Source organism: Paenibacillus arenilitoris, from assembly GCF_014705655.1.
Lineage (GTDB): Bacteria > Bacillota > Bacilli > Paenibacillales > Paenibacillaceae > Pristimantibacillus > Pristimantibacillus arenilitoris.
In genome coordinates this window covers 41,805-54,204 of the sequence record NZ_JACXIY010000010.1, presented here as the reverse complement: position 1 = coordinate 54,204, position 12,400 = coordinate 41,805, and the positions used below count along the sequence as shown (strand labels likewise).

Genomic DNA, 12,400 nt, shown 5'->3' with positions numbered 1-12,400 from the left:
CCTCTCCTCCCCTAGTCACTTTCAATAAAAAAGGAATCCGCGGAACGGATGCCGTTCTGCGGATTCCCGCTCTACCATACAAGCTCGCGATCCGGCCGCAGGTAGTCGCCCTCCCGCATCGGTGCGCGATCATAGACCGCGCGTCCGCTGTACAGCGGCTTTTGCCGTCCCTTCGGGCTGATGTCCACCACGTCATCGCCGCGCCAATAGGCCGTGAACGCTTGACCGACCGCATTCTCCTGCGTCGTTCGCAAGCTGAGCGGAAACGTGATCGTGATCGTTTCTCCTTCCGATGCGGCGCCGAGCAGCAGGAAGCACTTGTTGATCCAGCTGCTCGGATCTTTGCCGCTGCCCTCCGTCACCGCGTCGCCCCGTTTGCGGACCACATTTATTTTCGTAAAACCCGCCCATTCGGGTATTCGGACGGCAAGCCGCGGCAAATCCCGGCGGATATGAAGGACGACTTTGCCTTCATGCGGCAAATAGCTGTCGACGTCGAGCCACTTCGAGCCCCGGTTCAGCAGGAAGTTCACGCTGACGTTGCCTTCCCGCTCCGTAATGCCGTTGCTCCAGCCCATATACAAGCCGCGCGTCCCCGAGCCCAGGCAGCATAGCTGCAAATCGTTCGTATGGCCGCGGCCTTCAATGACGTCGCAGCAGAAGTCGTTGGGAGCGGAGTATCCGGCGAACGCTCCCCGCGTTCGATCCGCAACCTTGAAATAGGAGCGGTCCGCGCGAATGTCGTTCGACTTGTCGGTTGATTGCTCCACCCAGTTCAAGTCGAGCAATTGGGATTCCGCAAGGTGGTTCCGGATGAACCGTTCCACGGTTCCCCAATATTCCACGTACCCGTTCCTGGCGAGCGTAATCCCGGTTGCGATCAGATCCACCAGCGAGCAGGTTTCGTGCTCGTAAGCCTGCTCGTGAAGGTCGCCCGGCGTCCAGCCGAATGCCGTGCACTTCGTGAGCGCCCAATCGTAGCTCTTCTTCACCCAGCCGATCATCGCGGCGTTGCGCGTGAACTCGCCGAAACGGGCAATCGCGTCGAGCGTGCCGAGCCGGGTATGGAAGTGTCCGCTGCGATAGGCCGGAGCATCGTTAAAGCTCCCGTCCTCCAGAAATACGCGGCTTCTCTCCATAATGAGCGCCGTGAAAAATTGGCACAGCTCGAACGCATCCGGATTCCCCGTCAATTCGTGGTACTTCAGCAGAGGCATGACGAGTCGCCCGCAGAACGAAGCGGGGTCCGGAGCGAGCCGGAGCTGAACGGCGTTCGCGGACGGCCATCCCGTCTCCTTATATTCGGAAGCCGGGTAATACCAGATGTCGCGCTCCTTGATCGCGATCCGCTTGAGCGCCGCAACATGGCGATCCGCGGCTTCCTTCACCTTCGGGTCTCCCGATTCCATGTACCAGGTCGTCAGCGACAGGATCACCGCGCGCTGATCGATCAGATTGGCGTTCGTCTCCCACTTGTGGTACTCGTTCCACTGGCGGTAGCTCATCCCGTCTTCCTTGAAGAAGGAGAGCAGATTGGAGCGATACCGCTCCTCGACCTCTTGTCCGAACGTCTCGCCGGACATATGCCGGGCCAGAATCATCCCGTCGATCATCCGCCCGTGGGAGGAACCGTAATCCCAATCGCCATGCGTCATGTAAGCGGGCTTGGCCATTAGATTGGCCGCAAAGAACGGCACATAACCGTAGTCCCTGTCCGCAACGCCCGCCATCGCATTCAGCGCGTGGGCAGCCCGTTCCTCCAGCATCAACGTATCCGGTATTTGACGCTTAACCATTTCATTCCCTCCGTTCCTGCACATCCCAAGCAGCCGATTGTCTATTATTATAGTGGCATCAAATAGAGAGTTCTCTATTCGATCTTGCTGTAAAGTTAAGGGATATTGCTTTTTCGGAGGGATGGCGATTGAATAAAAAAGGTATAGAATCCTCCGTTTCCGCAAGGATCTATACCAAAAAAAATTTATAATCGTCGATGGAACTTATTGATTCAAGGTCGTCGCTTCTTGCAGCCTCCACTTTTGCCTGTCCGAATCAGGTTGATGCTCATTCAGCAGCAGCTGCGTTCCGTCCTCGGATACTTCCAGTACTTTGCCGTTGTTGAGATTTGCGATGGTTACGGTTCCGTCTTCATTTTCCGCAATGCTCCATCGTTGATTCTCGTAGCCAAGATACGTATAGAGCTGGAGCTTATTCCGGCCGGTGTCAAGATCAAGCGCTTCGTCTTCGGTTGTCCGGATCGAATAGGAGCCTTGCTCGTCGCCGGTCGGAACGAGTACCCAGCTTTGAAATGCAGCTTCATCCTCATCGCCAACGGTTACGGCCTCGCCGTTTTGCGACAGCGCGGCCGATAGCCGTTTATCGGATCCGGCATTTATAATGGCCGCCGTATCCAGCTGTGCCTCGCTTGCCCCTTTTACATAGACATTCCGATAGGACGCGCGCCCTCCGAATACGTTAATCCCGAAATGTCCTTCCGCAAATGTGCCGTCGTTCAAGTCGATGATTTTCTCCCCGTCTACGTAGATTTCGATATGCGGTCCGCTCGCAATAATCTTTACCTTGTAAGCGAGGCCCGCCTGCACGAAATGAGGTATTCTCGCCAATACCTGGCGTTCCGCAAAGCGTCCGTCCACTTTATAAAATAAACGGAATGCTTTCATGCCCGTATCCAGGTTAAAATAATAACCGCTCTGCCCGTCTTCGCTCGCCCGGAACAGGATCGAGCCGGCCCCGCCCGTCTCGGCGAGCATCATGTCGGCTTCGTAGGTAAAGTTGCCGGCAGTCTCTTGGGCCATATAATTGGCGTCGGTGAAATAGCTGCCGCGAATGCCGTCATCGGTCAATACCCAGCCGGACCCCGACGGATTCGCATTCCAACCGGATAAGTTCGTCTTAAACTCGCCGCCGGTCACGCTGATCTTTACGCTTGCGGATGCTTTGCCGTTCGGTGCGGAGGCTGTGATTACGGCTTCTCCGGTTCCTACCCCTCTAATGGCAGCACTCGCCTTGTTCGTTGATTCAAGCTTAACGATACTGGAATCGCTGCTTTTCCAAACGATCGGCTGCGCGCCTTTGCCGGGACCGTTCTCGACGGCAGCGTTCAGCGTTTCCGTTTGTCCGGCGCTAAGCTCCCTCAAGCTTGTATCCATCACGACTTTTGCGGACGCACCGGCATTATCCCTCCAAGTATTGTCCAATGCGAAGACGTTCATCGAGACGACTTTGACTTTCCCGCCTTCGGCATAGAAGCTCATCGCTCTGCTTGCGGGATCCGGCAGCACGACATCCGAGAAGACGACTCGGCCGTCGTTCCCAAATACCTCAACCGATGATTCATCCACGAAAATATGCATTTTCACCCGGGAACGCTCCGGCGTCAACGGCGCCTCATGGTAGGTTGAAAATAAAGGAGAGAAATCCGTCTCGCCGGAAGCGGCCCGGTCGACGAACATGCGGCTGTCGCCGGGTTTGTAGCCGACAACCGTTTTGCCGCCTCCGCCTTCTCTAAGGTTGAAGCCGAAATCCGTTACGGCGCTGCCTGCCGGAATTTCCAATTCGGCTTCGATTTCATAGGCCCCGGAAACCAGACCTTTCAGCAAGTTTGGCGAATTCGGGCCGATCGTTTTATTCGAAACCGAATAAAGGTTGTTTCGCAGCGCCGCCAGCTCTTCAATGGGAGCTTGAAATAAGCGCAGCCCTTCATCGGTCGATCGGAGCGATAGCTCTCTCGGAATGGTCAGCTCGCCTTTCCAGCCCGAAGTCGGAAACGCGAACGGATAATCCCAATTCGTCATCCAAGCCAGCGCCACTCTGCGGCCATCGGGCATGTCCGAGAACGACATGGAGGCATAAAATTCTTTGCCGAAATCCGTCTTAAGCACTTGGCCGGCCGGATTATCGTTCACGAACTTTCCTTCAGCGGTCAGCTCGCCGACGAAGTATTCGGCATCGGATCCGGCCGTCTTCGTATTTGCCCCGGTGCTGATCATGAGCACCCATTTCCGGTGTCCGGTGCCGTCTACGGGCAGCCGGAACAGATCCGGACATTCCCATACCCCTGCGCGAACGTAATCGCCATAGCCAAAATTATCCGTTAACGTCCAATCGATCAAATTCGTCGATGTAAAGATCCGGACGTGATCGCCGCCGGATACGACCATGACCCAGCGATCGTGCTCTTCATCCCGGACCACCTTCGGGTCGCGGAAATCCCAGCCTCCCGGATCATCGCCATTTTTGCCCGGATTTTCGATGACGATCGGCCGATCCTTCGCATATTCCCACGTACGGCCGTTATCGGTGCTGTAGGCAAGGCCGATCCGCTGGTTGCCGTTCGGACCGTCCGGATTGTAGGACGTGTAATAGGCGATCAAGCCTTTTCCCCCGGATTCGCCGAACAAGCCGGAAGCATTGTTCAAATCCGCAACTGCCGAGCCGGACCATACATGGCCAAGATCGTTCCATGGCAGTGCTATCGGCAGCCGCTTCCAATGAACCAGATCCGTGCTGACCGCATGCGCCCACGTTCCGCCATCCTGATGGAACAAATGGTATTCGCCCTCATAATAAACAAGTCCGTTCGGATCGCTTGCCGATCCCCGGATCGGCGAATAATGATATTGCGGACGATATTTTTCCGCGTAATAGTCCGATGCATCCGTTATGTAAGCATCCTGGAAGCTTGCAGCGCCCCGCCCCACCGCATACCCCACGTAACCGCTTTCAAAGCTTCCGTCCAAGACGTCGATCGCCGCAGGCGTATAGCCATCGATGAAAATCCGAATCCGGCTGCCTTCCGCATTCACTTCCAGATGGTGAACGGCCGCCGGCTGGCTCGGATAGGCTTGAACCGCATCCCGAATAACCGTGCCGTCCGACTTTTGCAACCGTAAGCGGACTTGACCCCCTTCTTTCTTCAGCAGCGCCTCATAGCCCGTCGTCCCGTTAACGTTTGTCCGGAATGCGAGGGCAGCCTCTGCGCCGTCTTCGCCAAGAGCGATATTTCCTTCATAAACAAAGTCCGATGCCTGCTTTTCATAGATTGTCACCGCTTTGCTCTGACCGCTCTCAAAGCCTTTATCGCCTTTCAGATCGGGCTGCCATATGCCTTGACGGACAATCGTTTGCCCCAAATTGCCGTTTAGCGCGCTGACCTGAATGTTTTGGAACAAAGCCGATCCGTCCCAAACATGAAGACCGAGATAGCCTGTAAGGTACGCGCTGTCATTGACGTCGATAATCGGTTCATACCGGCTGCCCCAGTACACTTTCAGATTGTCGCCGACGGCCTTCACCTTGAGACGATAGATTTCTCCCTCCTTTAAGGTGACCTGCCGCTCCTCCTGCAGTCTGCCTTCACCCCCGCGGGCATCCTTCAGCCGGAGGAGACCGGCATTCGGCACGATTTGCAGCATATAAGAAGACCAGCCGTCTTCATTCGAACGGAATACCAGCGTCGCGTCGGCCTTCATTTCCTTGATTTGGACATCCGCTTCGTAAATGAAATCGTCCGATCTGGTGTCGGACATCACGATCGCGTTTTCCCTCGGCTCGGAGGTGATCAGCATGCCCTGCTCGGTATCCTCCAGCGTTCCCGTTCGGGTGATCTGCCAACCGGACAGGTTGGTGTTTGCTTTCATCTGTACATGATCCGCTGCGAAACCTGTATTCGGAGCGGCAACGGAAATTCCAATCGAAGCGGTAAAGATTGCGGCTGACAATAGCAAACCCTTGACGGTTTTCGTTCCTGATTTCATTTGGCGTCCCTCTTTTCTACGAAATGAATGATCGTCAAACAGCGAAAGTAACCGGACATCCAGCCCAGCCATATGCGGCTGCTGTCTTTTGGCCGGATTATCGGAGTAGGACAAGGAATCGTCTGAATACCGGCACGACAAAGCCTGCTTCGTTTCACCTCCTTACGCTCTCTCGCCGGTTTGAAGATAATCATGTTTCATTCGCGCAAAAGAAAAGGCTTTCATAAATTCGTTGCCTTTACAATTTACCAAATACGTAACAATCAGTCAATACATTTTGTAAATTTATTGTTGTCATTTGTAAACCTCAAACGCGCTAAAACGAAAAGTTATTCACCATTTTATCGCCCGATAAGCGATAATCTCCAATATTGAACGTGTAAAACATGCCCCTAGCAGCTATTTTTAGGTGATTTGGAAACATCGAGTACTTTTATAAACTGAACATTCATCAAAAAAATCCGAACTTCTCTCTCGAATTAATTTGTGCATTTGTAATTTTAATATTTACATTATCACATTTAATTCTGTATACATCTGCGAACTGGACGAGCGCGGGCGTATCGCCCAGGAAATGAGAGTTTAGAAAAGAGGGCTGATCACCCCAAAAAAAAGGTATAGCCTCCTCCGTTTCCGCAAGGATCTATACCTCTGGTCTAAAAGTAAGTTTTGATTCTTTCGTATTCGTCCTTCGTAATCGAGAGTACGGTCCCATGCTTGAATCCGTAAGGGAAGCTGAAGCTTTCGTCGCTTCGAATAAATTGTCCGCTATCGAGCGTTTCCGCGACGAATGGCACGTACCCCTGCCCCTCGCCTTCGACGCCGTAGAAATCGAGCATCAGACACCATTTGCCGTTGCTCAGCTTGAAAGCGGTCGGTGCCTCGTAGACACCCTGCTGCAGCTTGGCCATTTCCTTGTCGAAGGCTTCGATCCGGACGTAATCGTCTCCTGTAAGCGAGCTCCCTTTCTCCAAAATAATGGCGGCGGGATTGGCCTCGCTCTTGAGGAAGCGGTAGAAGTACCCGTTCTCTTCATAAATGGCGGAGTCGATAATGCCGCTGTCCGCTTTCCGGCACAGCAGCCGCGGCGGCGAGAAACTCTCGAAATCCCGGGTACGCGAATAATAAATCGCCTTGGGACCGTGGCCGTTCGAGACGTGGGAGGAGGACCAATGAAGCACATAGTCATCCCGCTCGGGATCGTAGATAACATCCGGCGCCCACAAGCAGCCGAATTGCTCGTCCCCAAGCCGGATCAATCGCTGCTCCAACCAATTCACCAGATCGTCCGACTCCCAGAGCGACAGGCTTTTGCTGCCGCCGGTTGAGACATTGCCCCAATTGCCCTTGTATTTGGCGCGGAAGCTGTTCGCCAGGCTGAGATCGGTCGCGATAATGTAGAACTTGCCGTTTTTCGCCCTTACGATCGTATGATCTCGTACGCCTTGCTCCCCGAGGCGGCTTTCCAGAACGGGATTGCCGCCGTTCGCCCGTTCCCAATGAAACCCGTCGAGGCTAAGCGCGAAGTATACCTGCTCGCCGTCCGGCGTCTTTTTTTCTTTAAAATGGACAAATAAATAGGCTTCCATTCAGGTTAGCCTCCTTATAGCTTCATTCTAATATCCGAAAAACGAATTCATCTATAACCGCACCCGCTTCATCAATCCGTCTTCGCCGAAGGCGAGCGGAGTGATGCACACCTCGCGATGATAGCCTTTTCCTTCCGTGAAACGGGTTAAAGGCGTGACGAAGCGGTGATAAGCCATAACATACTTATCCGTGCCCGGCTCCCGGAATATCGAATGATGGGCGGTCCCCAGCATGTCCTTTTCTTTATTTTTGGCAAGAACGATATGCCGATAGGTTACCGGGCCGTAAAGCCGTTCCGCCGTTCCGTATTTCACGTGATAATCCTCGCTGCCCGTGTCGTCGCAGGACCAGGTAAAGTGATACAGTCCGCCGCGCTTGAGAACGGCGATCGCCTCCCGAAAGTCGGGCAGTCCGACCATGTTCTTCATCGTATCTTCAACGATGCTCACCATATCCTCTCCCAGCTGGACGATGGCGGCATGTCCGTTGCCGAACAGCAAATAGGGCGTACCGTCATCCTCCAGGAAGACCGATGGATCGATGGTCTGGCCCATGTCGACGCCAAGGCGCTCCGTCAATTCCATCGTAAGAAGCGGTTGAGGCTCGGCGCGGAACGGACCTGTCGGGGTCTCGGCAACCGCAACGCCGATGGCGCTTCTTCCGTTATTCGTTTTGCCGCAGAAATAATAGTAATATCGTTCATTTCGATAGGCGATGGCGGGAGCCCATGCGCTGCCGACCGCCCATGGAACGTCTTCCGTCGCAAGATCCAGAATGACGCCTTCGTCTTGCCAAATTCGCATGTCCTCCGAAGAGAATACATGGAACCGCGTGCCCGACCAGCTTGTGAAGCCATCGGTTGTGGGATACAGGTAATAGCGGTCTCCAAACTTCGCAAGATCCGGATCGGCGAATTGCCCGGGCAGCACCTGATGGCCGTCGCCGAACGCTGCCAGCAAGCGGCTGCATTCCGCTGCGGTAATGGGCAGCACTCCGCCGTGGCGTTTTCTGGTTTTCCCCATATCGTAAGCCCCTTCCGGCAGCACGCGGAATTCGGCGCCGGCAAGGTCGGAGGTTACGAGAGGAAGGTATCCCTTCCCTTCCGCATAACGATCCACGATAAGGCACCATTCCTCGCGGTCGTTGAACTTGAATATTTGCGGACCTTCCACGCCCGCCAATGCCTCCAAAGCCGGCGCGCCCAGAAGGGCAAAAGAGTCACTGTCCAACGACGCGCTTCTTTCCGCCCGGATATTTTTCGTTGTTTCATCCTTGGAGAAACGGTAGTAGCTGCCGTTGTGCGCAATGATGGTCGTATCGATGATATGATTTTCCCGTTCGATATACTTCTCGGCTGCCGTAAAGGTTCGAAAGTCGTTGGTACGGGCGCAGTAGATTTTATGCTTGCGCTCCTTCTCTTGCGGCTCCTGCGTCGCGGAAGCCCAGAACACCAAGAACTGATCCGCGGCTTCGTCGTAAACGGCTTCCGGCGCCCAGACGCAGCCCGCTCCCGGAACGCCGACCGCGACCGCCCATGGTTCGGACCAACGCACCAGATCGTCGGATTCCCATACAGCAATGTCGCGGCTTCCGGCAGCTACCGCGGCAGACCAGCCCTTGCCGCTCGCGATGCGAAGATCGGTAGCGATCAGATAAAATTTGTTCTCCTTGGGCGAACGTACGATAAACGGATCTCTTACGCCATTCTCCCCCAGCCCGGATCGCAGCACCGGCAAGCCCGCGTTCAAATCCTTCCAATGCAGGCCGTCCTCGCTGTACGAGAAATAGACCTGTTCGCCGTCCGGCTCTTCGCCGATGAAATGCGCAAAAAGATAGCCTGAATAGTTGCCGTCAGATACGGTCATCCTGTTGTCCTCCTTATTTGGCGCGGAATCCTGTCTGTCTACTGAATAATCATACAAAGCTCTGGCCGTTCTACAATGTACATTTTCTCATCATCGGCCGCCATTCATAAATGATCTATGATCGATAAAAACTGATCTATTGTCCTCGACAAGCAAATCGGATCACGAAGAATAACAGCGGCAGCCATCGACTTTGCTATCAAGTCCATGACTGCCGCTGCTAAGTTGCAAAGCTATGAATTTGCGATTTCGAGCCGACTTCTCGCATGGCGCTGCTTCTGCTTGCGTATATAAGCGCCCATTTAGACGGAATCCTCTCGCATGACCTGCTTATCGGAACCCGCCGCCGCTTGCCGTCCATGTCCCCGCAGAGCGATGACGGCCGCGGCAGCGCCGAGCAAGGCGCAGAAGAAATACATCGCGGAATACGAAGTCAGGTCGGCGACGGGCCCCATCACGATGCCTCCAAGCGATACGCCGAGATCGGCCATCGCGATGAACAAGCCGATTAACACGCCGCGTTCCGCCTTGGGCAGCACGAAGCTCAAGTACGTCGTCAGCGTCGGATAAAGCAGCGCCTGGGCGATGCCGAGCATGACCGCTCCCGCGTAGAACAAGAGGGCGCCTGCGTTCGCGGACAATCCGACGGCAAGCGAAGCGAAGACGGCCAGCAGAATCGTCCCGCCGACGAAGGAGCCGCGCCACTTGCCGTCCGACGGAATCCGGGAACGGAGCAGAAGTCTCGCCGACACGACGACCGCCGCCTGGATCATCAGATAGACGGCCGCGCTGGCTTCCCCGATCTCGGGAGCGTACAGGGGGACGAAGGCGGTGACCGAGCCGAAGATCACGGAGGTGCTCAGCATGAGCAAGCCGCACCTCGATAAGTGAGGGTTGCTCGCAAGCTGCCCCATGGATCTGAACATCGACGCCGCCTGGCTTCGCGCGCCGGTTCCGTTTGGCGGTTCCGCCGCCGCATCGCTCCGAGAACTGCCCTTCTCCGCTTCCGCCGGCTGCTCCCCGATTCGGGCGGTAAATCCCACGGCGCCGGTCAACACCGCAATCGCGATCATGGATACGGCAAACGCGCTCATGTCTCCCGTCTGCCACATTCCGATCGCCAGCAACGGCCCGAATATGCCCGGCAGGTACGAGCATAACGAATACATGGATATGCCTTGCGACCGGTCCTTGTCCGGGAGCGCGTCGATAATCCCAAGCTGCAGCGCCATGGAGAAGAAGGCGGTGCATACGCCTTGCAGCACGCGGGCCAGGAAATAGCCTTCAAGCCCGGTGAACGTATAGAGAAGCAGCGCGAGCGCGTTGACGGTCAGGAGGACGCGCAGCACAGTAATCGGACCATATCGCTGAATCAGACTGCCGGCCCAAGGCCGGAACACCATCGTCGTCAGCAAGTAGGCGCCCATAATGACGCCGATCGTCGTATTGGACGCCCCCAGCTCCTCGCCTTTGAGCGGAATGATGACATTCAGAATCGAATTGGCGCTAAAGTACAGAAGCGTAAGCAAATACAGCCGAAGAAACGGCCAGGATAAAGCTCCTTTCACCCGTGTGTTCTCCTTCCTCTAACCCTGCGGACATGCTCGAATTCCATGCGCGGCTATGAAATTACTTTCCGCAGCAGTTCCTTGGCATACGGAGACTGAACGTTCGCAAGCTCCTCGGTCCGAACGAGCTCCTCGATTTCTCCGCCGCGAATGATCATCATCCGGTCGCACAGATAGGCAGCCGCCTGAATATCATGCGTGATGAAGATATACCCCATGCCGAACGTCTCCCTCAGATTCCTCAGCAATTCCAGCACCTGCATTTGAACCGAGCCGTCCAGCGAGCTGATCGCTTCGTCAAGCAAGATACATGCCGGCTTCGAGGCTACCGCCCGGGCGATGCACACCCGCTGCGCTTCTCCACCGGACAGCTCGTGCGGGTACCGGTCCAGATAAGATTCGTCCAGTCCGACCTCCCGTAGCAGCGAGCCGAAGTCGAACGATTCGTTCTCGCTCTTCCGGAGCCGAAGCGGCTCGAGAATGGCTTGTCGTACCGTATAGAACGGATTGATGGACGACGTATAATCTTGAAAGACGGCGCTGATGGCTCCCCTTCGCGTCTTGCGGTCCGCGATCGGTTTCCCGTCGAACGTGATGGAGCCGCGAACCGGCTTGTCGATGCCGAGCAGCAGGCGGCCGAGCGTCGATTTGCCGCTGCCGCTTTCGCCAATGATGCCCAGGCATTCGCCCTTCTCCCATTCGAACCCGATGTTCCGCAGCACTTCATGATTGGTTCGCCGCAGCAAGCCGCTGCGCCGATACGATTGGTATACCCCCTCAACCTTGAGCAACGTCCACGCCTCCCATCAGCCACTTGTAATGGCGGCTAAGCGTCTCCTTGGAGGACACCAGATAACGGGTATACGGATGGCGCGCGCCGGAGAAGATCTCTCGGGCAGCGCCTTGCTCCACGATTTCCCCGTCCTTCATGACGAGTACGTTGTCTGCAATTCTTCTGACGACGCCCAGATCATGCGACACAAAAATCATGGCGCTTCTGAGCCGTTCCCGAAGCCTCACGAATTGCTCCACGACCTCATAAGCCGTAACGGCATCAAGTGCCGTCGTCGGCTCGTCGGCGATGATGACATCGGGCTCCAGAACAAGTGCAAGCGCGATCATCACGCGCTGGAGCATCCCCCCGGAGAGCTCGAACGGATACCGGCTCATCACCGCCGCGGGCTCTCTGAGTCCTACGGCGATCATTGCCGCGGCCAGCTTCGCTTCTCTCTCCGCGCGGCTCCAGTCGTAATGGATACCCAGCGTCTCTTGCAGGTGAGCTCCAATAGGTCTCGATGGGTCGAAGGCGCTCATGCCGTTCTGCATAATCATGCATAGCCGTCGTCCTCTATACCGTCTCATAGCCTTATCCGATAAGATGGACAAATCTTCCCCGTTCAGCGCGATCCGACCGGAATGCCGAATGCCGTTCCGGTTCAGCCTCATGATGGACTTGCACGTCAGCGACTTGCCGCTGCCGCTCTCGCCTACAATGGCAAGGCATTCTCCCTGCGCAAGCCGGAAGGAGCTGTCACGAACCAGATTGCGGCCGGAGCGCTCCTCCCATACGTTCAAATGTTCGACTTCGAGCACATTCATG

At 55.6% G+C, this 12,400-nt stretch carries 7 protein-coding genes; all 7 read right to left on the bottom strand.

What is annotated here, in order from left to right; translation table 11 throughout:
• Nucleotides 1–71: 71 nt before the first annotated feature.
• On the bottom strand, nt 72–1,796 hold the full coding sequence (locus tag IDH41_RS07895) for a glycoside hydrolase family 88 protein (protein WP_190859845.1): 1,725 nt from the start codon (nt 1,794–1,796) through the stop codon (nt 72–74).
• Nucleotides 1,797–2,000: 204 nt separating this feature from the next.
• Nucleotides 2,001–5,660: a GH32 C-terminal domain-containing protein gene (locus IDH41_RS07890; RefSeq protein ID WP_223829538.1), complete on the bottom strand. Its 3,660-nt coding sequence runs from the start codon at nt 5,658–5,660 to the stop codon at nt 2,001–2,003.
• 773 nt (nt 5,661–6,433) lie between these two features.
• Nucleotides 6,434–7,366, bottom strand: a complete 933-nt coding sequence (locus IDH41_RS07885; protein ID WP_190859841.1) for a glycoside hydrolase family 43 protein — start codon at nt 7,364–7,366, stop codon at nt 6,434–6,436.
• A gap of 51 nt (nt 7,367–7,417) precedes the next feature.
• The gene (locus IDH41_RS07880) at nt 7,418–9,232 is read right to left on the bottom strand and encodes a family 43 glycosylhydrolase (protein ID WP_190859840.1); all 1,815 of its coding nucleotides are present in this window, start codon (nt 9,230–9,232) and stop codon (nt 7,418–7,420) included.
• A 302-nt stretch (nt 9,233–9,534) separates the two neighbouring features.
• Nucleotides 9,535–10,800, bottom strand: a complete 1,266-nt coding sequence (cntE, locus tag IDH41_RS07875; RefSeq protein WP_190859839.1) for a staphylopine family metallophore export MFS transporter CntE — start codon at nt 10,798–10,800, stop codon at nt 9,535–9,537.
• A 53-nt stretch (nt 10,801–10,853) separates the two neighbouring features.
• The gene (locus IDH41_RS07870) at nt 10,854–11,591 is read right to left on the bottom strand and encodes an ABC transporter ATP-binding protein (protein WP_190859838.1); all 738 of its coding nucleotides are present in this window, start codon (nt 11,589–11,591) and stop codon (nt 10,854–10,856) included.
• Complete coding sequence (cntD, locus tag IDH41_RS07865; RefSeq protein ID WP_190859837.1) at nt 11,578–12,399, bottom strand: staphylopine uptake ABC transporter ATP-binding protein CntD; 822 nt, start codon at nt 12,397–12,399, stop codon at nt 11,578–11,580. The genes IDH41_RS07870 and cntD overlap by 14 nt, the downstream gene beginning before the upstream one ends.
• Nucleotide 12,400 lies beyond the last annotated feature (1 nt).

Bases quoted from the DNA above. Each gene is read 5' to 3' on its own strand.
- cntD (WP_190859837.1), bottom strand. From the start codon at position 12,399: ATGAATGTGCTCGAAGTCGAACATTTGAACGTATGGGAGGAGCGCTCC.
- IDH41_RS07890 (WP_223829538.1), bottom strand. From the start codon at position 5,660: ATGAAAGCAAACACCAACCTGTCCGGTTGGCAGATCACCCGAACGGGA.
- IDH41_RS07885 (WP_190859841.1), bottom strand. From the start codon at position 7,366: ATGGAAGCCTATTTATTTGTCCATTTTAAAGAAAAAAAGACGCCGGAC.
- IDH41_RS07895 (WP_190859845.1), bottom strand. From the start codon at position 1,796: ATGGTTAAGCGTCAAATACCGGATACGTTGATGCTGGAGGAACGGGCT.
- IDH41_RS07880 (WP_190859840.1), bottom strand. From the start codon at position 9,232: ATGACCGTATCTGACGGCAACTATTCAGGCTATCTTTTTGCGCATTTC.